The following is a 21,061-nucleotide window of genomic DNA, read 5'->3' as shown; positions in this document are numbered from 1 at the left end:
CCGTTCTAAATGTAGGATGGACGATCATTTTTCGGTTCATCCCCTAAAGCTCCAAGTAATTTTTTACCAATTTCACGTGCTGAAATAACAGCTTGACGGACTGCACCAGAATCTCCAGAAATACAAAGAATCACTTCATTGGAGAAACTTGTTCCATCTGCTGGCGAGGAATATGCAACGACATCTACGTTAGCGGATTTCACTGCAGTATCTGCCATAACAACGCCAATCCCAGCCGGTGCACCAACCATAAGACCGAATGCTTTTCCTACAGGTGCGCCGAATGCTGTATTAAGTGCATGACTTGCTCGCGCTGTATATTGAAGTTCGATGTGTCCAGCTTCGTTGCCGTAAACATCTCCGAAAGTTTTATCTAATTCATTCAGTGCAACTTCTACTGCACGTTTGACATCAGAAACATCATCACCACCAAAGATAATTAAAGAACCGTGACCCGCACCGCCTTTTGTATCACGTGGTAATTCGATTTTTACTACTTCTGTATTTGTTGCTTTTACAGCTTCATCTGCTGCCATAATATGTGGGCCTGCACCAGTACGGGCTCCTAAAATACCTATAGAACGGTAAGACTTTTCAAGCTTCATTGCTTCTAAAAGTTGTCCGTCTACATTCGCAATCACTAGGCCGATTGTATCTCCTATTGCTGTTCCTACAAATTCTGTTAATTGAACTGCTTTTTCACTCATTTGACGTGATCCTCCATCCTCTACTAGTTTTTCCGGGGCATCATTAACCGTTTCCATTACCTGTTTTAGAATTTCGTCAATTAGTTTATTTTGCTCACTCATCTGACTTCACCCTCACTGGTAAAATTTCTTCCACATCAGTATGCGGACGAGGAATAACATGTGTACTCATCACGGTACCTACATTTCTTGCTGCTGCCGCTCCTGCTTCTGTCGCTGCTTTCACCGCACCAACATCGCCACGAACCATTACAGTAACCAGTCCAGACCCGATTTTTTCGTACCCTGTTAATGTTACATTAGCTGATTTAACCATGGCGTCAGCGGCTTCAATGGCGCCGACTAGCCCTTTAGTTTCAACTAAGCCTAGTGCTTCTTGCATGGGTGTACCTCCTTCTCAAAATAAGTATTTTACTCTCTCAGTATAGGCAATCCGGAATATAAATAGTTGCCGCTTCCAAATAGAAAAAAAGAAGACGCCAATCGTGTTTTAACACAATTTTGCGCCTCCAAAAAAAATAACGACAAAAAGCCATCCAATAATGCATGGTTTGGGCTTTCTCTTATGAAATTACTCTTAGCAATATATTGTTATCTTCATGGCAAGAAAATGTAAGCGCATTATAAATATGCTATACTAAGAACGACAGAAACACGCCAAGTCTCGCCGAAAGGGGAATAGCTATGTTACTACAGTCCAAAAGCAACGAAATGCTCATTGAAAAAGTAATGGATGAGTTCTCAGCCGCAACCAGTTTAGCCTCCGTTGTTGTAGATATACACGGTACCGAAGTTTCTAGATTATGTAACTTTACTCCTTTTTGCCAACTTATTCGCTCCAATCCCAAATATCGCTCCCTTTGCCAAAAATGTGATATGTTTGGTGGACTGGAAGCCTCCAAAACCGGAAAGCCTTTAATTTATCGATGTCACGCCGGGTTAACAGATTTCTCAGTTCCCATCGTCGTCGAAAACCAACTTAGCGGATTTTTACTTAGTGGCCAGGTTATTTGTGAAGAAAGTAGCGAAGTTGGTAATATTCAAGCAGAAGAAACCGATTGGAAAAATGATAAAGAGCTCATCTCCGCATTTCGCTCTGTCCCTGTTTTCAGCTCCAAGAAAATTAATTCTTCTGCCGAAATGCTCACGATTATCTCCCAGTATTACTTGAAATCCGAAATGGAAAAAAGCCGGGAAGAGCAAAAGCAAAAAATTGTTTTTCATCATGCAAAAATAGCGCATCATGAAGAAAATAAAGAAATTCGGAAAGCACTTAAGTATATCGAGAAAAATCTCAACCGACCGATTACACTTGATGAAGTGGCAAGTCATGTGTACCTTAGCTCTTATTATTTTAGTAAGTTATTCAAAAAAGAAATGAATGTGAATTTCATCAATTATGTGAACCAAAAGAAAATGTCACTTGCCAAAGAAATGTTGAAAAATCCACGTTTGTCCATTGATAATATCGCACGGAACCTAGGCTTCACACAAACAAGCTATTTCTGTAAAGTCTTCCGGAAAGAGTTTGAAGTTACGCCAAAAGGCTACCGCGAAACATTAAAATAAGTTTTATCTAAAAGTCATGTTCTCTTCCCTTTAGGAATATGACTTTTTTGTTGCCTGAAAAACAAAAAAACTTTCATCCGTCATCGAATGAGAGTTTATGCACAGCAAATAAGCTATACGACCCGCATACGCTTTTTAGGACCCCGAAAAAGAGTTGCTTCCGGCTTATTTGGCGAGTATCCTGACTTGGCTTCATCCAACAATCGAACCTTCCCATACGCTAAAAACGTACAGTGGCTATCTCGATTCTTGTCCACCTTACAGTTGCGGGGGCAGTTTCGGCATCGCACCGAATTCCTCTTTCAGAAATGTACATACATTCCACCAACATAAGACCTATTTAACTACCTACATCTTACCACAAAGTATTTATAAAAAAAGCGTTTTCATCTGAAACAACAAAAATCTACTATTGATTAGAAATAAGAAAATGTTGAGATTTGTTGTCCCAGAGCGAATAACATCCTTGCTTAAAATCGATATCCCAATATTGTGCTATAGTTTGTTTTTGTAAAAAAAGCGCAATGACTCGTAAAACACCGAGATGACCCACGAGCAACACCGTATCAAGTTGCTGCCATTTTTCCATTTCTTCTTCTAATATCGCAACTACTCGCTCATAAAATATCGGAAAACTTTCCCCATTTGAAAATAGTGCCGTTTGCCAGTTATTACAGTATTCATTCCACGCCTTTGGAAACTTAGTGCTAATTTCCTGATATGTATAACCTTCAAAGTCACCGAAATTCATTTCATTCAAAGCCGGAAACCGAAGCGTCTTTGCGTTACTTAAAATATTTGCCGACTGCTTCACGCGCATAAGATCACTCGTAACAACTAAATCGATCGAGTAATTCTCCAGCTTTTCGCGGAGTTGCTCCATTTGTCGAATACCATTTTCATTTAACGCGACATCTAACTGACCACAATATTTTTTCGCTACATTCCAGTCCGTTTCTCCGTGTCGCACAAAAATAAGTTGCACTTAAATCAACCCCCAAAGCAGCACTAAACAAAATAAACAAATAAGTTGTCCCATTTGTCCACCCGCACCAAGCGTATCCCCATTCATACCACCAATCCGTTTATAAACAAATGCCCGGTAAATAATCGTAAACAGAATCACGCCAGCATAAGCAATGACGCCAATATAAGAGAAAAACGCCCCTAAAGCAACTAACACAATCACCTGCGCAATCACAACCGGCCACCAAGGAACTCCTAGAAAAATCGAACCTAGTCCTTCTTTCGATCCCGCATAGGTCATTTTTGCAAAAAGCAACATTGTCACTCCTTTAGCAACAATCGGTAAAACGAAAAATAACCAACCAATTTGTTGCGTATCTGGAACAGATAGGAATAAAGAGCCATAAAAAAGAAAATAAAAGCAAATCGCAATCACGCCATTCGCGCCTACACGACTATCTTTCATAATTTCCAGCATACGCTCTCTTTTCCGAGAAGAAAAAAGTCCATCCGCCGTATCCGCCAGTGCATCAACATGAAAACCGCCAGTAATGATAATTTCTGCAAAAAGCCCCGCAATAATCGCAACTGGTAAGGGCATCAAAAGAGCCACCAAAGTAAAAATGAGCCAATTCCAAGCGCCAATAATCACCCCGACAAACGGCAGCAAAGCACTCCCTTTTTTCAAGTTGATTTCATCCATATTTATTTGGACAGGTAACGGAATTCGCGTAAAGAATTGAATTAATAAAATCAATGTTTTCATATTACTTCCACCTTTTCGGAATGCCACTCACGACAAAATAGACTTCTTCTACTTCCGTTGCAATTTGCTGATTAATACGACCAATAATGTCTCGAAAGACGCGTGTTAACTTGTTTTCAGGTACAACCCCTAATCCGATTTCGTTCGTAACAAAAATAAATTTGGCTGAGGATTGCTCTCCTGCTTTTAAAATTGCGCGAACTTCCGATTGAATTCCCGCTTCTACTTCATCAGCAATCTCATTTGTCAACTCGCGCTCACCAAGCAACGAAAAAAACAAATTAGTTACTAACATCGTTACGCAATCAAGCATTATTACATCATATTTATTTCCATTTCGCTCCAAATAAGCAGCAATCCCTTTAAATGCTTCAAAAGTATCCCAGTGTTCTGGACGCGTTGCTTGATGTTTTTTTATCCTAGCTTGAAACTCTGTATCATTTTGAAATGCAATTCCGGTCGCCACATATAAAACACGATTATATTTGGTAGCTTCTTTTTCAGCAAAACTACTTTTACCACTTCTAGCGCCACCAGTTACAAGCATCATCTCACTCATGGTAATTCCTCAACTCTCCTAAACATTTAGCCGCTGGAAAGTTCTGCTCAAATGCTTTTACTTCACTTGCTTTAACTGCTACTAAAATAACAGAAGCAGGCCCCGCAGTTTTATTCATGGTCGCTTCATTAAAAACGTCACTGGCTTTGAAAGTACAATCATTAAGCCGTGCTAAAGTATTTGCCTCATAAGCCATTCCTTTCGACCCAACCGGCACAACTTCAAGCACATCGCTATGCTCCACCAATTTTTTCACTAAATGATAATCTGGCATCTCCGCCATCCTCTGCAAAACTTCTGCTCCAACAATCGGTTCGCCAAATGCAAATAAGACCGCAGCTTCGTGCACATTTATAAGCTTAAGTGCAGCTTTAGTCGCAAAACCAGTTACAAGAACGCCTACACTAGTTTGTGTTACGTTCATATTTTCTTCAGTACTTCCATTTAATTCAATATGACCTAAATCAGCCTTAATAAGTTCGTCTTTTAGCCCTGCGATAACACGTTTACCGGTCGGCTCCATTTCCGCTCCGATAACATCACTCACAGCCACTACTACAGCACCTGAAGCAAGCATTTCTAGTAGAGCGACTCTCAAGGTCAAACGAGCTGTGACTTCCGGCGCGACTCTTAAACCATCATGCACTTTCTCACCAAACCCAGCGCTAATATCACAGCTCGTCAAAACACAGCCACCAGGCACATCAATTACAGATAAATCCCTCACTTGAGGCATAAAATAACCCCCACTTAGTTAAAATTAATCTTCCAAATATGCCCGAAGCTCTTCTATTCCAGTTTCCTCTAACGAAGAAATATAAAAAATATGCTTCGCGCCAGCCATGCGTAATTCCCGCTCTGCTCGCTCGATGTCTTTTTCTGATTCCGCTAAATCCACTTTTGTAACAATCCCAATAACCGGTTTAGCAAAAATACTGGCAAACATCGGTGAAAACGTCTGCTTCTTCTCCGTTACACTCTGTAAAATTGCGATTACAGATGCATCAGCCGCAGTCACAGTGAGCGCGCTGTAGAGTTGTCTATGCTGTACAAATTCACCTGGCGTATCAATCATTTCTTGAAAATACTCCACAGCTTGTGTTTTTTTATATAAAATATCATATCCATGTAATTTCTGGCACAGCGTTGTTTTACCACAACCAACTGAACCCATTACCATCATTTTCTTCAAGTGACTCAGCTCCTAGTGATTTTTGGAATAGAAAAGTCCAAAATCTCATGTAATGAATAAACGACTTGTTGTAAAGCTGATTCAACAGAAGAAACATCACCTGTAAGTACAACGGACCCACTAAAACGATCAATAAAGCCAATTCGTACGTCACCTGATTTAGTTGCAATGTCACTCGCAATAATCGAAGCCTCACTTGGCGTAATCGTTAAAATTCCGATGGCACTTGCGCCTTCTTCTAATCCTAATTTTGTATAAATATCACGGTTTGGGTTGGCGATTAAATGCGCCAGCGTCACCTGTTTTCCCGGTACATATTCTTGTATTACACGCTCTTTATTATCATCAAAACTCATTTTCTTCACTCCTCATCTAGACAAACTATCTCAAAATAATCCTATCATATTTAAGCGCCACTATTTTGTCAGATTGTTCAAAAGGCACGCAACCTCAGTCAGTGCGTACCTTTCTCAAAAACTCTATGACAATATATTGTTATCTTTTTAATAGATTAAACTCTCAAAAACTTCTTTACGAGGTCTTGGTATAACTACTTTATTAATTAAAAGTGCTTCTTCTTTGGCTGCCGCAAGTCCAGCTTCCACAGCCGCTTCACATGCTGCTGTATCACCAGTTAGAACAACGAAAGATTTACCAGCAATCCCCGTTGCCAACCGAATATCCATTAACTGAACATCTGCAGCTTTTACTGCGGCATCTGCAGCAATAATTGATCCTGAACAGGAATAATACTCCATAACACCAACTGCATTCATCTCATCTGGCACTTCCGTTTTGTTAATTGCTTTAATTACTTGGTCGGACACGCGAGGAATGACTAAATTCCCGACGATATTTGCCGCACCAATCTTCGTTCCAGCTTCAATTGATTGAGCTACAGAATCTACTGTCCCTGCAATTAATATATAATACTTCCCAGGGCAGCTTGCTTTAGCATAAATCAATTCGGAGTTGGCCGCTTTTAGCATTGTGTCAACCGCCTCGATGCCTTTCGAAATACTATTTAATTCGAGAAATCCTAATGTATCCATTTTCATGACATCACCTTCTTAATATGAACTTGTTCTTCGGTTATACGAATAATTTGACCGTCAATACTTGCATGGATATTTGCCCCAAGAGCAGCATCAGGAATTTTCGCAATTAAATCACCTTTTTTCACGATGTCCCCTTCACTTACTACTGGAATAGACGGCGCGCCAATATGCATTTTCGTTGGGATAAATACTTCATCTACATCTAGATAATGCATTGTTTCTAAATGAACGTCTGCATATTGTTGTAAGCCCATTTTGATTAGAATATTTTTGGGAGCAATTGATTTATATTCACGCATCGGATCAGGCGTAAATTCTTTTTTATCAGTTTGATAACGAACGCCTTGTTTTAAAAGTTCTTTTTTCACATGAATATTTACTTGGCGCGGTGAGAGCCCCATCGGACAAGCAATTACCTCACAAATGCCACATTCACAGCAAATCATCGCTTCTTCCCAAATCGGATCTGGTTTAATATCCGTTATATCTTCTGCAACCGCGAAATGGCGCATAACTTTATGCGGATGAATATCGTGACCTAATTGTTTTCTTGGACATAAATCCGAACAAAGTGAACACTGAATACAAGCCGATTTTGTTTCATTAAAAATTTGTTCCACTGTTTGGTAATGTAGCTTGTGCAGATAACCAGTATCCTCTGCCACAATCAAACCCGAAGTTGTTTTCGTTACTACTTTTTCAGCAATGGTAGACTTGTCATTTAATTTCCCCATCATTGGTCCACCATCTAAAAATAAATACTCGTCTAAATTAGTTCCACCAGCTGCTGCTAAACAGACTTCAAATGGCGTTCCAACTGGGACATCTAAAAGTTTCGGCTCTCCAACTGCTCCAGTTACTGTCAGCTGTTTACGAACAACTGGTGCGTCATCTTGAATTGCATGAAAGACGTTCCACATTGTCGAGACATTCGATACAATACAGCCAACCATTAGTGGAATACCGCTTGGTGGCACAACGCGTCCAGTCACTTCAAAGACCATGACTTGCTCGTCACCAGTTGGATAGACATTATCCATCTCATGTATTGTCACACTTGCATCTAGTTCTGTAATTGCTGACCGTAAAGCCGCAATTTCCTCTGTGTAATACCGTTTTGTTGCAATAACGGCAAATTCTGCACCTACTTGGCTTTTAACCATTTCAATTGCTTTAATCGTTTCTACTGCATGGTTTCTCATGACAAAATGATCTGTTTTTAGGAGCGGTTCACATTCCGCTGCGTTAATAATTAAGTATTCCACTTCACCGCTAAATTTGGCATGGGTCGGAAAGCCCGCTCCACCACAACCAACAACTCCGGCATCTTTAATCTTTTCTAAAATGGACATTTGGCTCAACACCCTCTTAATAGTTTTTCAGTATACTTCAATGATAGAGCGTTTACATTCCAAAATCTATAGTAAAATTTTGCAACCTAAAAGAGAGCAATATAATAGAATAAAAAACCTACTAAAATTAGCAGGTTTTATCATTTTTATTACGCTTTCCGATTTCTTCTGTTTCTAAATTTTCTACTAACTGGCGTACTTCCCGTTTTACTTTCTTGGCGTATCCAGGATTCCCGCCTCCTGTTGAAATACCGACTAGCAACTCATTTTTTGATACAGTTGCCATATTGAAAAAATCGGAATTCTTTTGTTCAGTCGTATCATTCACTAGTTGTTCTGGCAAGCGATCTTTCAGTACCATTTGATTTACTTCTGGGTTATTCGTACAAATAAATATCAGAAAAGCACCAATTAGATGTTCTGCCCGGTAAGCTTCTTCTTTCACCTGCACTTGAAGCTCTTTAATCTCTGGCAAAACGTCTAACCCGACAATTAAAATATCAGCTCCGGTGTGAAGCAGCCCCTTTACTTTACGAAGCGCCACCTTCCCACCGCCAATTATGACAACCCGTTTCCCTGTAATATCAAGCATTATCGGATATTTCATCATCAAGCCCCCGCACATTTTTCTTCATTTTAACACATAATTGAACCATTTTTCGGGTATAGTTAAAATAATTCAAAAGGAGGTAAAATAAATGTTTAATCAAGCAAAACGAATCTCCACATTTTTCACGTTTAACGGCAATGGCGAGGAAGCATTTAATTTTTATTTAGACACTTTCCCCGATGCGAAAAAAATCGGACTAACTTACTTTACAAAACCAGAGCAAGGCGGCGATATTGGCAAGGTTCTCAATGCTACTTTTGAAATAAAAGGTGCATCATTCATGATTATGGACATGACTAACAACGCCTCCCCTGACTTTAGCTGGGCCACTACAACCCTTTATTTTGCAGATACGGAAGATGAATTTGACACTCTTTTTGAAAAACTGGCTAAAGAAGGTACAGTTATGATGGGGCCAGAAGCAGTGGAAGCGCTTCGAAAAGTGGCATGGGTTACGGATAAATATGGCATTACTTGGCAACTCGCATTCGTATAAAATTAAGAAGAGAAAACGCCGTCCTAAAGCGTTTTCTTTTTTATATTCAAAATGTTTGACCATTTTCGACCATTATGATAAGATACCTGTATTACAAATAAACTAAGGCTTTTTAAGGAGGAATTTTTTCATGGCAGAGAATACAAAGAATGAAAACATCACAAACATCCTTACCCAAAAATTGATTGATACACGCACAGTGTTAATTTACGGGGAAATCAATCAGGAGTTAGCCGAGGACGTTTCTAAGCAACTTTTACTACTTGAATCTATTAGCAATGATCCAATTACGATTTTTATTAATAGCCAAGGCGGACACGTCGAAGCTGGTGACACGATTCATGATATGATTAAATTTATTAAACCGACAGTAAAAGTCGTTGGAACTGGTTGGGTTGCAAGTGCCGGCATTACCATTTACTTAGCTGCCGAAAAAGAAAATCGCTTTAGCCTTCCAAATACGCGCTATATGATTCACCAACCTGCTGGCGGTGTCCAAGGTCAAAGCACAGAAATCGAAATCGAAGCAAAAGAAATTATCCGGATGCGCGAAAGAATTAATCGCCTAATCGCTGAAGCAACCGGTCAATCATACGAAAAAATCTCCAAAGATACAGACCGCAACTTCTGGCTTTCTGTAAATGAAGCAAAAGATTACGGCATCGTAAATGAAATCATCGAAAATCGCGATGGCTTAAAATAAAAACCAAAAGGTTCACTTACAAAATGAAGTGAACCTTTTTTATTCCCTTTATGGAGGACTTAAAATGAAATTAACGAAAGAAAATTTTCAAAAACTTGATCAAATTCATTTATCACTCGAAAACCGTCACTCCATGTCCGAAATTATCGCTATTTTAAGCGAATCTTATATTGAAATCACACAAAACGGTGTTGTTAAAGACTTTTCCTATTACAAATCGCTAACAACACTTGGCAATAGCAGTTTAGAAATCATGGATTATGACATAAAAATTTTAGACGAAACGAAGGTCTTATCCTATTATAAATTGAAAAACACAAGTGAAAATAGCTATACAATGCGAAGCAACGTCTGGATTATCGAAAATGGCTCGTGGAAACTCACCTTTCACCAAGGTACAAAAATCGTATAGAAAAGGAATTTGACTAAAAGCCAAATTCCTTTTTTTATTTTCGTTTTCGTAATAAAATCACGCTAGAAACAGCTAGCATTAAACCACTAACTAAACTAGAATGCATTCCACTATCCCCTGTTTTCGGTAAATTTCTATTATCTTTAGCTACTATCGTATTAACAGAAGTAGTCTGTTTCATTAAAGTTTCAGTAACTTGAAGAACTGATTTCACTGGATCAATTGGATTTACTTGATTTGACGGGTTTACTGGAGTGACTGGGTCTACCGGGTCTACTGGGTCTACCGGATCTACCGGATCTACCGGATCTACCGGATCTACCGGATCTACCGGATCTACCGGATCTACCGGATCTACCGGATCTACCGGATCTACCGGATCTACCGGATCTACCGGATCTACCGGATCTACCGGATCTACCGGATCTACCGGATCTACCGGATCTACCGGATCTACCGGATCTACCGGATCTACCGGGGTAATCGGATTAACAGGCTTCTCCAACAGTGGCTGCGTAATTTTACCAGAATACGTTGTTGTTAACGAACCAATTGCTACGGGTAAATTATACTCGTAATTTAGAATATAATTACTTTGCAACCCTTCCCATGTAATCTCGCCATTTGCATAAATACCCGCATGACTTACTTTTGTCGGTTGTACTCTGCTGCCATTTTCATCAATTACTGGAGCGGGTAAAATCAATGGATCATCTACCTCAACCGCATCTAATACACGCGTTTGATTCGCTAGTTCTAACCTAGTTAAATTGGTCAAATTTTTCAGGGACGAAATATCAATTATTTGGTTGAAACTAAGAGTTAATGTCTCGAGTGTAGTTGATGTTGCTAAACTACTAATATCGCTCACCTGATTCGCTTTTATATCGAAGTCTTCAAGGCTAGTAAGATTTTTAATTACACTCACATCCTTGATTTGATTCCCAAATAAACTTAAACCAAGCAGTTTGGACATATTTTTGAGTGGGGTAATATCACTAATATTATTTCTCCCCGCCCAAAACATCAGCATATTAGACAGATTTTCGACTGGCGATAAATCACTTACCTCACAGTCTCTTATAGTCAAAAATTCCAGTTGTGTCATGTTTTTAACGGCACTAATATCCGAAATAGGATTGGCGCTAACATTCAGTTCTAACATGTTCGTTAAATTTTTTATCGGTTCAATCGTTTGTAAGTTATTAAACTCAAAATCAAGTGACATTAATGCTGTCAAATTCGCAATTGGGGTTAAATCACTTATTTGATTTCTTGGCATCTGAATGATTTCTAGTTGCGTTAAATTACTTAATGGCCCTAGATCACTCACTTGGTTACCATAGCCAAATACTTGTGTGAGATTTTTTAAATATTCTACTCCTTCAAGACTTTGAACACCTTTTGAATCAAAGTGCAAAGATTTAACTGTATTCAATTGGTTTTGCGTAACTGGGCTAGTTGCAGAGGGAAGCTTTAACCAATTTGCTACAACTTGCGCGAGCTTTGGATCAGGAAAAATTTCATTAATCGGCTTTGAATCTGTAAGCGAATAGACTGTTTCTGCTTCGACTGTATGTGGCTTAGTAAAATCCCCAATACTAAATACACAAGCAAAGCTCAAAAGTAAACTGGTTGTAATCTTGATAGTTTTTTTCATAGTATCCTCCTTGATTGTCAACCAACATAATACTCTGTTTATATAATCAAATCAACAGAATAAGGAGGCAATTTTTCTTGTTTCAGGAAATTATTTTCCCTCCTTTTATTCGGAAGCTAATTCCCATTCACCCTTGGTAATATTGCTTTCACCGTACTTATCATACCCATTTATTTTTCATTAAAATATGTCTAAAAAATGAACCAATATAAGAAATCAGCTTTTTTAACTACTAAAAAAGTAAGTTAGGCTTTTAAATCTAACTTACTTGCTCATTTTTTATAATTCCTCTGCATTTGGCTCTCTTACATATTTTTTCATTGCCACCTCACAAGCACCAAACAGTTTGAAATTTTGTCGTGCGTCTAATAACGTTAAACCATTGTTAGCACTAGAGCGAATATTTAACAAATCTTCTATCGAGAAAATATCTTGATAGCGAGAATAAATCTCTTCCTTATCAAAGACAAAATAACCTTCATCTTCCCAGAAACATATCGGACAAATCTCAAACTCGCCTCTAACATCAATTGTTAAACAGTTACAACATGCACATCTTTCTTTACTCATTCAAAACCTCCTTCTGCTTGAGCACTCCATTTGAGCACCATCGTCCATTCTTTTTCTTCTATAACTTCGAAACCAGCTTTCACGAGAAACCCAATGCCTGCTTCATTTTTCCGTCTAACTTCATCCAACATAACTATTCCACCGCAATCAGTTTGAAAAAAATCCAAGAATAATTGCAAAGCTTTTTGAGCGATTCGCTGGCCCCGGTAACATGCAGCCACTTTAATATTTAAATGAGCTGTCCCTTTTTCAAAATCACGAAAGCTAACTTCACCAACAGATTCTATACCTTTTTTTATAATAAAATAAGCATTGCTCGCTTGAGATTTTGACTTGAGCCAGTCCATTCGCATTTCTTCAGGAAAAGAAAATGGCCCACCGAGTACTTCTGTCGTTGCCAAATCTCCCCATAACCATTCAATGAAGGAAAAGTCAGCTGAGGTAGGTTGTTGTAAAGTGATTTCCATGAAGATCCTCCTTGTTTACTTTATAACATAAGTTCAATAATAAACTTACTGATTGCATTTTACATTGTTATCATTTTGAGCAAATTAGGAAAGTTCTTGATTAGTATCGCTAAAGACGTCAAATTGATAAAATATTTTGTGCGGTAAGGCCGTTATAATTTTCATTAAAGTCATCAAACGACTTTTCCCCATTTATCTCTAAAATTTCATAAATTTGTTTTAGTTCTTCTGGAGTGAATATTGTTTTAGGAGAAACTAATTTTTTCGAATATCCAGCAATTGGGGTCATTCCTAATCCAGAATAAGGTAGAAATGACTCTTTCCCACTACTTCTCTTCAAAAATTCTTTCGCAGGCATCGTTTTGCTTCCAAATCCCCAATCAAATCTAACGGTAATTTCCTCCTCGTACTTTTTAATAATATCCCTATCTGGTTCACCTATTGCTTGATAACCGGCATACGTTGTAGACACTCCATTAAAAGAAAAATTCATTGGAAAGGAAATATCCGCTTCTTCCAAATCTACCCTACCAATAATCGGAAAATCCCCACGCAACACTAAATCATCCATAATAAATTCCGGATTTAAGAGCTCCTGTTTTTTCAAAAGTGATAAATCAACTGTATTTTGTTTACTTGTATAGTTAAAGCTACGAATAACAAGCGGAACTCCCATCATCAATCGGAGGTAATGCGAGCTATCTTGAGGCATTATTTTTTGTTTCCGAAACGCCTGAAAACAACCAATCACAAGCCCGAAACCATATTCATTTCCAATTGGATAAGAAAAAATGGAACCTTGCTGAATGGTTTGTCTCGTTTTCACTTTGAGCTTTGCTTTATCTAATATGCTCAACCAATCACTTCCATAATTTGCAGCAATTTTTTCTTGTACATTTTCTTTCGTGAAAAGCATCCCTTTCTCAAAATAGATATTTTCAAAATGCTGAACACCTAGTTTTAACTCTATTCGATGACTGATTTTATTTATTTTCAACCTTAATTCTTTGGTTTTAGCTTTTAAAATTGTTTTTGTCGTCAATGCTTTTGGTTTTGCATTTTTTCGGCCAACTAATTCATTTGTATCTGTAAGCTCTAGATTATAATCGATTTCTTTGTAGCAATCAGCTTGATTAAGAATCAATTTTATCAGCACATGATTTCTGATGATTACTTCTGCATTTTCCACAGTCAATTTCTGATCATTTTCATTAATTTGATGTAATCCGATCACTTCTCGTATCTCATTATTAATCATCTCTACTCGCCTTTCCTGTTGTATTTATAACTTCTCTCGATATCCATCCACTTTTTTAGCCACAAAGGAAATTGTTTCTGCCAAATCTTTCTGTTGCTCGTACAAGTTTTTCATATGATTATTTAAAATTTCTATCCGATTTGGAAGTGTCATGTCTCCTTGCTTTTGTAATGCAGCAAAATTTTTAATGTTTGTTATTGTCATCCCTGTTTGCTTCATTTTAAGTAAAAGCTGTACCCAGCAATAATCTTCTTCCGTATAAACACGATAATTTTTTTCATTTCTAGCAGGTATTAATAATTTTTCTTCCTCATAATATCGAAGCGTATCAATCGAAAGCCCCGTTTTAGTGGCAAAATCCTTAATATACATCTAGTTCCTCCTTGCTATCGGGTGTACTCCATACCTTAAGCTTAACATAGTCAAAGGAGGAGAAGAAATGTATTTAAAAGAAAACGCAAATTATTTATATTGCACAGCAGTTATTCAAACTACCGGGAAAGTTTCTTATGAACAGCTAGTCGAACATTTGGAGGCGTTACGCGCTAAAACGGTGAAAGAACCCGGTTGTGTTTTATTCGAGATTGTTCCTTTAGAAAGTGCACTCGGCAGATTTGCTTTGTGGGAAATTTGGCAGAATCAGGATGCCTTTTACTATCATCACGAACAGAACTATACAAAAGAATTTTTTGCAGCGAAACTTGACACGGTTGAATTTTTCGAAAGCTCAGAGATAGTAGATTTATAAATAAAAAACAGCTTGTAAACTATGCAAGCTGTTTTTATTTATTTTGCTACACTTTTCAATGCACCATTTTCTATAAATAATTGTTCTTCTGCCAAGTCTAATGTTGTTGCTCGGTGAGAAATTACGAGCACCGTTTTATCTTGAATTTCTGAACGGAGCGTGTTTAAAATCGCTTGTTCATTAATGTAATCCAAATTGCTTGTTGGTTCATCTAATAATAACAACGGGGCATCATGGAGAAATAGTCTAGCTAAGCCAATTCGCTGGCGTTCGCCGTCTGATAAATTTCGTGATTGCCCGCCAATAATCGTGTCATATCCTTCTGGCAAAGTCTCAATCCATGTATCGATAGCAGCTTTTCGGGCGGCCTCTTTAACTTCTTCCAAAGTAGCATCTTTTTTTCCTAAACGAATATTATTACCAAGTGTATCTTCAAACAAGAATGTACTTTGCTCCATTACACCTTCTAGTCGATAAAGCGAAGACTCTGTAATTTCAGGGAGTGCGTTATCATTTAATTTAATCCGACCTTTTGGATCCCAGTAACGCATCAGTAGTTTTACTAGGGTACTTTTCCCGCTGCCACTTTCCCCACCGATGCCGAGCCATTTCCTCTTAGGAAGCGCTAGCGAAATTTCGTTTAAAAGTGGTTGTTTTCCATCATGACTAAAACTCACTTTATCTAACTCCGCACTTTCAAAATCCGATAGTTCAAGCTGACCGTTAAATAATACCACAGGTTTTTCTTCTGTTAATGTATATAATCGCTTACCACTAGCAAAAGTAGTTAACAGCGCTGTTCCTAAAGCATTTAATGCCAATACCGATCCAAAAGAGCTCAGACTAAGCACAGTTCCAATTAATACTGTTTCAAGCGGTAATTGCCAAAGACTACCTAGCACTAAAATTAAAGTCGCCGTACCAATTAGCACCCATTCACCAAATATTTGGAGTTCGCTTCCTTGTTTTATTCTTTTTTTATACTGCTTATTGAGCTTTTCACCTTGTGTTTCTAATTTACTCAAACGCTCTTCGCCCAATTTAAACTGGAATATATCTTGTAAACTTGCAATGCTTTCCATTACCATTTGATTGAGCCCAACGAATTCTTGTTGATAAGCCGTTCCGATTTTTTTATTTCGTTTATAACTAATCACTGGCAAAACGACACCAACCAAGATTTGTCCTAACAAAAGTATCAGCGCTAAACCAACATCATAGCTTGCCAAAAAGCCAACAGTTACAATCGTCGTACCTAGTGCTATAAAAACTGGTGAAATAGTATGCGCGAAAAACACTTCCAAGGCCTCGACATCTGTTGTAATCGCAGCAACTAAATCACCACTTTTCTTTCCAGATAAACGAGCAGGTCCTAGTTTCCGCAAAGTCGCAAAAATACGTTCACGAATAATTGCAAGCAAACGAAAGGCAATATTATGATTTAAATACTGTTCCGAATATCGTGCCAAACCGCGAACCACCCCACAAGCAACCATTACAAATAGCCATTTATAAGGATTCAGATGCTGCTGTAAAATTACCGTGATAATGCCATACGTACCGATTAAAGAAATCATGATAACCGATAAATTACTAATAATACCAAGTAAAATCGCCAAAATCATCTTTCCTCGTAATGGCTTAACAAACTTTAACAACCAGCCAATAATTGTCCATTCTGACATGTCATGCTCCCCCTTTCAGCAATGCTTCTTCTTCTAAAAAGTAGTTTTTGAAGTAATTAGATTCTTGCTGTAATCGTTCTGGGCTCGCCACTTCCAGCAATTTCCCCGCATCAAAAACGAGTACCTGATCCGCATCCAAAACATTATATAAGCGATGCGAAATAAAGAGCACGATTTTTTCTTTAGCTAATTTCTGCAACACCAAAAGAATAATTTTTTCACTTTCCAAATCCACACCAGACGTAATTTCATCGAAAACATAGACTTCCGCTTGACATAGCAATGCTCTCGCCAGTAACAATCGCTGTCTTTGCCCACCAGATAAATTACTTCCATTCTCTTCTAAATTCTCATTTAATTGCTCGGGTAACTTCCGAACAAAATCAGCCAAACTAACCTGCTCCAAAACATTCCATAAATCGCTATCATTAGCAGCTGGATTACCAATTAATAAATTTTCCCGAATTCTATTTGCATAAAGATAACCATGATTATCTACTAACACAGCTTGTTTACGAATAGTTTCCCCGCTCAAACTAGCTAAAGGTACATCATTCCAAACAATTTCCCCTTGATAACCAGGTAATTGATTTAATAATACTCGGACAAACGTACTTTTTCCTGAACCAGACTTTCCGACAAGTGCTGAAAAACTTCCTTTATTGAAATTTACTGATATATCTTGCAGTGCTTTAGCTTTACCCTCTTCATATGTATATGTCAAATGACGAACTTCCATTTTTTCTAACGGTTTAGCTAATTCTACTGAGCCATAAACTTGTTCTTTTAACTCTAAATAAGCGAATAATTTACTACAAGCACTAATCCCATTCATCGCCACATGGAATAAAGATCCGAGTTGACGCATTGGAATAAAGAATTCGGCGCTTAGTAGTAAGAACATCAACATACCAGTCATGCTTATATTCCCATTTGTGAACATAATTAACGACATACCAATACCAAGTGCCGCTCCACTATACGAAATAATATCCATAATCGTAATTGAATTCAGTTGCATCGATAACAAACTCATCGTAGCTTTACGGAAACGTTCCGCATCAGAAACAATTTCCTCTTGCTTATATTTATCTTGTTCATAAGCCTTCAAAATACTCAACCCACTTAAATTTTCATGAAATTTGGTTCCTAAATTCGTATAATCCGACCAATAACCACTCAAAATCCGTTTAGCAATTTTCATCACTGCCATAATAACTATCGGAATCATCGGCATACAAATTAATAGCACAATCGCCGGCTGCCAAGCAAATCCAACTAAACTTCCAAAAATCATCAAAGAAGCGATGAGACAATAAAATAATTGCGGTAAAAAACGCGAATAATAAATTTCTAATTGTTCAATCCCATCTACCGCGAGCTGCGTTAAAGTTGATGCCGGTAGCTGTCCTTCGTTGTTGCCTAACCGAAAAGCTTTTTCCATCACAGCGCGCCTCATTGATAAACGCAATTCCGCCGATGCTTGGTAAATTTGTTTCTCCGCTAATTTTGTAAGTATCGCTTTGCCAACTAAAACGACTAAAACCGTTCCAATAAGCCATAACCAATCGACACTTTGGCCCTCTAAATAATGCGTTAATTGTTGAGCAAAAACAAACCAAAGACCAATCATCAGCCCTAAACTAAGCACACGAAAAAGAATTAATAACACTAAAGATTTCTTTTCAACCAGTTGAAACAAACGCTTATCAATCATTGTACTTCCCCCGAGTTACATTAAGGTTCGTTTCAAGATACCTTAATACTTTCTTTGATTTTTCGGCAGTATAAGCCATTTTCAATACTACTTTTCCCATTTGCTTGCTAACCCCCATTAATAAATCTTTGTTTATTATATCACAAAAATCAGCGTTTGATAATGATTCTCATTGTCATTTATTTTTTTTATTTGACCGCGTGGTAACCACATAGTTTATACTAAAACTAAATCACAAGGAGGTTTTCAGATGCATACTCTTTCCAGTGGCGAAATCGCGCAACTTTTTCAAATATCTAAATATAAAATCCGTCATTATATTGATGAAGGTATTCTAGTTCCTAAAAGAAATCCTGAAAATGGCTATTATTATTTTGAAGAAACGGATATTTACCGTTTATATCAAATTATTCTTTTTAGAAAAATTGGCTTTTCTATTCAAGAAATCAAAGAAAGTTTGCTTGGTGAAAAAGTGACTCCCATATTAGAGCAGGCTGAACAAGATTTGCAACAAAAAATAGAAGAGTTAGTAGGAATTCAGAAAACGATTCAGAAAATCATCCATTCGCAAAAAGAAATGCGTTTAAATGAAATCACTTTTGTAGCTAAAGACAATCGTTATTTTAAAAAAGTTCCTAACCAAATAATTGATCATAACACTATCAACTACTCCCAAGCTGCAAAACACAATTTACCAGATTTAGAGGAACCTTTTTACATTTTCTCCAAACAAGACACTGGTATAATCTGCCTTAAAAGCATAAAAAAAAGAAGTGATTATACTTTTCCGGCTGGCGAATACGCTTGTAAATCTTTTATTGCCAAAGATGAAGCAACTATTGAAACGCAAATCCAACTATTTTTGGAAGAATTAAAATATCCTAGAACAAGCATGATATTATACGAAAACATCTATCCTTCACTCGCCTATCCGGACGCAATGGTTTACACAATGGAAGTGCCGCTATGACCCTTTCTATTAAAAGCATCGATTCATTTGAAAAAGATTGCATCATTGAAGAAATAGCGTCTTTAGTTTTCGCAGGGTTCAAATCAAAGTTCACAAAAATGCTATTCAAAGAAACAGAAGCACATGACATTATATATGCTTTTTGCCATTACATTTATACAGAAAAAGGCGAAAACCTACTAATTGCAATACAAGATGAGCTAGTTTGCGGTTGCATGTTTGTAACGGGCAAGAGTGACTCACATCAAAAGCTATATCAAAACCTAAGAAAATTTTTACCATTTTCACAGTGCCTCAAATTAATTTTCTTACTCAGTCTTCTATCACACAAACCTGTTCAAAATGAACGATATATTGACTTTATAACCGTTTCGCCAAATTTTCGTGGTCAAGGTATTGGAAAAACGCTAATTTCTCATTGCCTAGAAACCTTTCATGATGAAAAGATTACTCTATACGTTGCCAAGAACAATAATCGTGCCTACAAGCTGTATAGAAATTTAGGCTTCCAAGTGATTCAAAAAGAAAATAGCACATTGATGGGAGTACTCACCGGTATCAAAGAATGGCGAAAAATGGAGTGGATACAATGAAACGTTGGAAAAAAATAACTATCGTAATGAGCGCAATCATCGTCATATTAGTAGCGATTCTTTTCATCGGAAATAATTTCGAAATGAACGAAACAAGAGTCACAATCCCAACTACTGGTGGAAAACTTTCTGCGGTCGTGACAACTCCAAAACACGAGAAACCAAAAGGCATTATTGTGTTTGTTCATGGTGACGGGGCACAAGAAGCAACTCAAAACGGTGGCTATAGACCGCTAATGGAACGCTTTGCCAAACAAGGATATATATCTGTTTCTTGGGATAAATTAGGCGTTGGTAACTCCTCAGGCAATTGGCTAAATCAGTCCATGGAAGACCGCGCAAACGAAGTCAACCAAGTTATTGAGTGGATGAAAGTGAAGTATCCTGATAGCACCACCAAAATCGGCTTATGGGGCGCTAGTCAAGCCGGCTGGGTGATCCCAAAAGCAATGAATGCAAATAATGAGATTGCTTTCTCAATCCTTGCCGCCCCTGCTATCAACTGGATGCGACAAGGAGAATATAACACCGGCTGGCAAGCGAAAGACGCTGGTAAAACAACGAAAGAAGTCAAGCAAGCACAACAAAATTTCCTCACCGACAGCACCCTTATTTCTAAAAATAAAACCTACGAAAGCTACAAACAAAATGGCGGTAAAGAAGAAATGACTCCGGATCGCTACAACTTCATTCGCAAAAACATGAACCAAGATGCCACCCTAGACCTTTCAAAAATAAAAGCAAAAATCTATCTCGTCTTAGCTGAAAAAGATAAAAATGTTGATTCAGCAGAAACAAAAGAAGTTTACACCCAACAAATCAAAAAAGAAAACCTAGAAACCCAAACCATCCCAAATGTCTCGCATCAAATGATTAATCCTGCCATCGCTAATTCAGAACTACTCATCAATATTGTTGGCTTAATGGTTCCAAAATATTTTCTAGTAGACGATGCTTACTTAGATTACTGCGTGCAAGTAGTTTCTAAACAATAAAAAGAAGA

The 21,061-nt window shown here is 37.8% G+C and carries 26 protein-coding genes and 1 riboswitch; of the genes, 8 read left to right on the top strand and 18 right to left on the bottom strand.

The window, feature by feature from the left end:
* Window positions 1-5 precede the first annotated feature (5 nt).
* Both pduB and pduA read right to left on the bottom strand, forming a co-directional pair.
* Entirely contained in the window at window positions 6-809 is an 804-nt protein-coding gene (gene pduB, locus GL301_RS05850) for a propanediol utilization microcompartment protein PduB (RefSeq protein WP_003726968.1), read from the bottom strand.
* The gene (pduA, locus tag GL301_RS05845) at window positions 802-1,089 is read right to left on the bottom strand and encodes a propanediol utilization microcompartment protein PduA (protein WP_003719356.1); all 288 of its coding nucleotides are present in this window, start codon (window positions 1,087-1,089) and stop codon (window positions 802-804) included. Before pduA ends, pduB begins: the two co-directional genes overlap by 8 nt.
* A gap of 302 nt (window positions 1,090-1,391) precedes the next feature.
* On the opposite strand from pduA, the gene GL301_RS05840 reads away from it, so the two are divergent.
* Window positions 1,392-2,276 carry a PocR ligand-binding domain-containing protein gene (locus tag GL301_RS05840; protein WP_003724692.1) on the top strand — a complete coding sequence of 295 codons (885 nt, stop codon included), beginning with the start codon at window positions 1,392-1,394 and terminating at the stop codon, window positions 2,274-2,276.
* A 154-nt stretch (window positions 2,277-2,430) separates the two neighbouring features.
* Window positions 2,431-2,621, bottom strand: a riboswitch (cobalamin riboswitch).
* Window positions 2,622-2,685: 64 nt separating this feature from the next.
* Here GL301_RS05840 and cobC read toward each other — a convergent pair.
* From cobC to GL301_RS05795, 9 genes are all read right to left on the bottom strand, one after another.
* Window positions 2,686-3,261: an alpha-ribazole phosphatase gene (gene cobC, locus GL301_RS05835; RefSeq protein WP_003724691.1), complete on the bottom strand. Its 576-nt coding sequence runs from the start codon at window positions 3,259-3,261 to the stop codon at window positions 2,686-2,688.
* On the bottom strand, window positions 3,262-4,008 hold the full coding sequence (gene cobS, locus GL301_RS05830; protein ID WP_003724690.1) for an adenosylcobinamide-GDP ribazoletransferase: 747 nt from the start codon (window positions 4,006-4,008) through the stop codon (window positions 3,262-3,264).
* 1 nt (window position 4,009) lies between these two features.
* Window positions 4,010-4,567 carry a bifunctional adenosylcobinamide kinase/adenosylcobinamide-phosphate guanylyltransferase gene (gene cobU / locus GL301_RS05825; protein WP_003740563.1) on the bottom strand — a complete coding sequence of 186 codons (558 nt, stop codon included), beginning with the start codon at window positions 4,565-4,567 and terminating at the stop codon, window positions 4,010-4,012.
* On the bottom strand, window positions 4,560-5,303 hold the full coding sequence (locus GL301_RS05820) for an alpha-ribazole kinase (RefSeq protein ID WP_003724688.1): 744 nt from the start codon (window positions 5,301-5,303) through the stop codon (window positions 4,560-4,562). The genes cobU and GL301_RS05820 overlap by 8 nt, the downstream gene beginning before the upstream one ends.
* A 24-nt stretch (window positions 5,304-5,327) precedes the next feature.
* A complete protein-coding gene (locus tag GL301_RS05815; RefSeq protein WP_003734696.1) occupies window positions 5,328-5,759 on the bottom strand; it encodes a EutP/PduV family microcompartment system protein in 432 nt (143 codons plus the stop codon).
* A gap of 5 nt (window positions 5,760-5,764) precedes the next feature.
* Window positions 5,765-6,115 (bottom strand): ethanolamine utilization microcompartment protein EutS, encoded by a 351-nt coding sequence (eutS, locus tag GL301_RS05810; RefSeq protein WP_003724686.1) that lies wholly within the window; start codon window positions 6,113-6,115, stop codon window positions 5,765-5,767.
* A gap of 147 nt (window positions 6,116-6,262) precedes the next feature.
* The gene (locus GL301_RS05805; protein ID WP_003719346.1) at window positions 6,263-6,817 is read right to left on the bottom strand and encodes a BMC domain-containing protein; all 555 of its coding nucleotides are present in this window, start codon (window positions 6,815-6,817) and stop codon (window positions 6,263-6,265) included.
* Window positions 6,814-8,178, bottom strand: coding sequence for a 4Fe-4S dicluster domain-containing protein (locus GL301_RS05800; protein ID WP_072217669.1), 1,365 nt, complete (start codon window positions 8,176-8,178; stop codon window positions 6,814-6,816). Before GL301_RS05800 ends, GL301_RS05805 begins: the two co-directional genes overlap by 4 nt.
* 118 nt (window positions 8,179-8,296) lie before the next feature.
* The gene (locus tag GL301_RS05795) at window positions 8,297-8,776 is read right to left on the bottom strand and encodes a precorrin-2 dehydrogenase/sirohydrochlorin ferrochelatase family protein (protein ID WP_003724684.1); all 480 of its coding nucleotides are present in this window, start codon (window positions 8,774-8,776) and stop codon (window positions 8,297-8,299) included.
* Between the two features lie 91 nt (window positions 8,777-8,867).
* On the opposite strand from GL301_RS05795, the gene GL301_RS05790 reads away from it, so the two are divergent.
* From GL301_RS05790 to GL301_RS05780, 3 genes are all read left to right on the top strand, one after another.
* Window positions 8,868-9,275, top strand: a complete 408-nt coding sequence (locus GL301_RS05790; protein WP_003721540.1) for a VOC family protein — start codon at window positions 8,868-8,870, stop codon at window positions 9,273-9,275.
* A gap of 130 nt (window positions 9,276-9,405) precedes the next feature.
* Window positions 9,406-9,978: an ATP-dependent Clp protease proteolytic subunit gene (locus GL301_RS05785; protein ID WP_003724683.1), complete on the top strand. Its 573-nt coding sequence runs from the start codon at window positions 9,406-9,408 to the stop codon at window positions 9,976-9,978.
* 64 nt (window positions 9,979-10,042) lie between these two features.
* Window positions 10,043-10,390, top strand: a complete 348-nt coding sequence (locus GL301_RS05780) for a nuclear transport factor 2 family protein (protein WP_003724682.1) — start codon at window positions 10,043-10,045, stop codon at window positions 10,388-10,390.
* A gap of 34 nt (window positions 10,391-10,424) precedes the next feature.
* On the opposite strand, the gene GL301_RS05775 is transcribed toward GL301_RS05780, so the two are convergent.
* From GL301_RS05775 to GL301_RS05755, 5 genes are all read right to left on the bottom strand, one after another.
* Window positions 10,425-12,050 carry a leucine-rich repeat domain-containing protein gene (locus tag GL301_RS05775; protein ID WP_274758849.1) on the bottom strand — a complete coding sequence of 542 codons (1,626 nt, stop codon included), beginning with the start codon at window positions 12,048-12,050 and terminating at the stop codon, window positions 10,425-10,427.
* A 279-nt stretch (window positions 12,051-12,329) separates the two neighbouring features.
* Complete coding sequence (locus tag GL301_RS05770) at window positions 12,330-12,620, bottom strand: CPCC family cysteine-rich protein (protein WP_003734769.1); 291 nt, start codon at window positions 12,618-12,620, stop codon at window positions 12,330-12,332.
* The gene (locus GL301_RS05765) at window positions 12,617-13,087 is read right to left on the bottom strand and encodes a GNAT family N-acetyltransferase (protein WP_003724679.1); all 471 of its coding nucleotides are present in this window, start codon (window positions 13,085-13,087) and stop codon (window positions 12,617-12,619) included. The genes GL301_RS05770 and GL301_RS05765 overlap by 4 nt, the downstream gene beginning before the upstream one ends.
* Before the next feature lie 118 nt (window positions 13,088-13,205).
* Window positions 13,206-14,345, bottom strand: a complete 1,140-nt coding sequence (locus GL301_RS05760) for an immunity 26/phosphotriesterase HocA family protein (RefSeq protein WP_010958857.1) — start codon at window positions 14,343-14,345, stop codon at window positions 13,206-13,208.
* 24 nt (window positions 14,346-14,369) lie between these two features.
* Complete coding sequence (locus GL301_RS05755; protein WP_003734767.1) at window positions 14,370-14,717, bottom strand: MerR family transcriptional regulator; 348 nt, start codon at window positions 14,715-14,717, stop codon at window positions 14,370-14,372.
* 67 nt (window positions 14,718-14,784) lie between these two features.
* On the opposite strand from GL301_RS05755, the gene GL301_RS05750 reads away from it, so the two are divergent.
* The gene (locus GL301_RS05750; protein ID WP_010958856.1) at window positions 14,785-15,093 is read left to right on the top strand and encodes a putative quinol monooxygenase; all 309 of its coding nucleotides are present in this window, start codon (window positions 14,785-14,787) and stop codon (window positions 15,091-15,093) included.
* Between the two features lie 38 nt (window positions 15,094-15,131).
* Here GL301_RS05750 and GL301_RS05745 read toward each other — a convergent pair whose 3' ends face one another.
* Together GL301_RS05745 and GL301_RS05740 are read right to left on the bottom strand one after the other, a co-directional pair.
* Complete coding sequence (locus GL301_RS05745; protein WP_070298290.1) at window positions 15,132-16,778, bottom strand: amino acid ABC transporter ATP-binding/permease protein; 1,647 nt, start codon at window positions 16,776-16,778, stop codon at window positions 15,132-15,134.
* Window position 16,779: 1 nt separating this feature from the next.
* Window positions 16,780-18,495: an ABC transporter ATP-binding protein/permease gene (locus GL301_RS05740; protein ID WP_010958854.1), complete on the bottom strand. Its 1,716-nt coding sequence runs from the start codon at window positions 18,493-18,495 to the stop codon at window positions 16,780-16,782.
* A 250-nt stretch (window positions 18,496-18,745) separates the two neighbouring features.
* On the opposite strand from GL301_RS05740, the gene GL301_RS05735 reads away from it, so the two are divergent.
* Genes GL301_RS05735 through GL301_RS05725 form a run of 3 tightly spaced genes read left to right on the top strand, consistent with a single transcriptional unit; the run spans window position 18,746 to window position 21,053 of the window.
* Window positions 18,746-19,465, top strand: a complete 720-nt coding sequence (locus GL301_RS05735; protein WP_010958853.1) for a MerR family transcriptional regulator — start codon at window positions 18,746-18,748, stop codon at window positions 19,463-19,465.
* Entirely contained in the window at window positions 19,462-20,058 is a 597-nt protein-coding gene (locus GL301_RS05730; protein ID WP_003734762.1) for a GNAT family N-acetyltransferase, read from the top strand. The genes GL301_RS05735 and GL301_RS05730 overlap by 4 nt, the downstream gene beginning before the upstream one ends.
* The gene (locus GL301_RS05725; protein ID WP_038329514.1) at window positions 20,031-21,053 is read left to right on the top strand and encodes an alpha/beta hydrolase family protein; all 1,023 of its coding nucleotides are present in this window, start codon (window positions 20,031-20,033) and stop codon (window positions 21,051-21,053) included. The genes GL301_RS05730 and GL301_RS05725 overlap by 28 nt, the downstream gene beginning before the upstream one ends.
* Window positions 21,054-21,061: the final 8 nt, after the last annotated feature.

The sequence above is a fragment of the Listeria sp. LM90SB2 genome, from assembly GCF_028867355.1.
Classification (GTDB): domain Bacteria; phylum Bacillota; class Bacilli; order Lactobacillales; family Listeriaceae; genus Listeria; species Listeria monocytogenes_B.
Note: the sequence above shows the minus strand (reverse complement) of the source record. Positions and strands in the feature narration are given on the sequence as shown.

Excerpts from the sequence above, each read along its gene's own strand:
- GL301_RS05765 (WP_003724679.1), bottom strand. The coding sequence starts at position 13,087 with ATGGAAATCACTTTACAACAACCTACCTCAGCTGACTTTTCCTTCATT.
- GL301_RS05790 (WP_003721540.1), top strand. The coding sequence starts at position 8,868 with ATGTTTAATCAAGCAAAACGAATCTCCACATTTTTCACGTTTAACGGC.
- GL301_RS05735 (WP_010958853.1), top strand. The coding sequence starts at position 18,746 with ATGCATACTCTTTCCAGTGGCGAAATCGCGCAACTTTTTCAAATATCT.
- pduB (WP_003726968.1), bottom strand. The coding sequence starts at position 809 with ATGAGTGAGCAAAATAAACTAATTGACGAAATTCTAAAACAGGTAATG.
- cobS (WP_003724690.1), bottom strand. The coding sequence starts at position 4,008 with ATGAAAACATTGATTTTATTAATTCAATTCTTTACGCGAATTCCGTTA.
- GL301_RS05840 (WP_003724692.1), top strand. The coding sequence starts at position 1,392 with ATGTTACTACAGTCCAAAAGCAACGAAATGCTCATTGAAAAAGTAATG.
- GL301_RS05775 (WP_274758849.1), bottom strand. The coding sequence starts at position 12,050 with ATGAAAAAAACTATCAAGATTACAACCAGTTTACTTTTGAGCTTTGCT.
- GL301_RS05795 (WP_003724684.1), bottom strand. The coding sequence starts at position 8,776 with ATGAAATATCCGATAATGCTTGATATTACAGGGAAACGGGTTGTCATA.
- GL301_RS05760 (WP_010958857.1), bottom strand. The coding sequence starts at position 14,345 with ATGATTAATAATGAGATACGAGAAGTGATCGGATTACATCAAATTAAT.
- GL301_RS05820 (WP_003724688.1), bottom strand. The coding sequence starts at position 5,303 with ATGCCTCAAGTGAGGGATTTATCTGTAATTGATGTGCCTGGTGGCTGT.
- GL301_RS05730 (WP_003734762.1), top strand. The coding sequence starts at position 19,462 with ATGACCCTTTCTATTAAAAGCATCGATTCATTTGAAAAAGATTGCATC.
- GL301_RS05780 (WP_003724682.1), top strand. The coding sequence starts at position 10,043 with ATGAAATTAACGAAAGAAAATTTTCAAAAACTTGATCAAATTCATTTA.
- GL301_RS05740 (WP_010958854.1), bottom strand. The coding sequence starts at position 18,495 with ATGATTGATAAGCGTTTGTTTCAACTGGTTGAAAAGAAATCTTTAGTG.
- cobU (WP_003740563.1), bottom strand. The coding sequence starts at position 4,567 with ATGAGTGAGATGATGCTTGTAACTGGTGGCGCTAGAAGTGGTAAAAGT.
- GL301_RS05755 (WP_003734767.1), bottom strand. The coding sequence starts at position 14,717 with ATGTATATTAAGGATTTTGCCACTAAAACGGGGCTTTCGATTGATACG.
- GL301_RS05745 (WP_070298290.1), bottom strand. The coding sequence starts at position 16,778 with ATGTCAGAATGGACAATTATTGGCTGGTTGTTAAAGTTTGTTAAGCCA.
- GL301_RS05750 (WP_010958856.1), top strand. The coding sequence starts at position 14,785 with ATGTATTTAAAAGAAAACGCAAATTATTTATATTGCACAGCAGTTATT.
- pduA (WP_003719356.1), bottom strand. The coding sequence starts at position 1,089 with ATGCAAGAAGCACTAGGCTTAGTTGAAACTAAAGGGCTAGTCGGCGCC.
- GL301_RS05785 (WP_003724683.1), top strand. The coding sequence starts at position 9,406 with ATGGCAGAGAATACAAAGAATGAAAACATCACAAACATCCTTACCCAA.
- GL301_RS05770 (WP_003734769.1), bottom strand. The coding sequence starts at position 12,620 with ATGAGTAAAGAAAGATGTGCATGTTGTAACTGTTTAACAATTGATGTT.
- GL301_RS05805 (WP_003719346.1), bottom strand. The coding sequence starts at position 6,817 with ATGAAAATGGATACATTAGGATTTCTCGAATTAAATAGTATTTCGAAA.
- GL301_RS05725 (WP_038329514.1), top strand. The coding sequence starts at position 20,031 with ATGGCGAAAAATGGAGTGGATACAATGAAACGTTGGAAAAAAATAACT.
- eutS (WP_003724686.1), bottom strand. The coding sequence starts at position 6,115 with ATGAGTTTTGATGATAATAAAGAGCGTGTAATACAAGAATATGTACCG.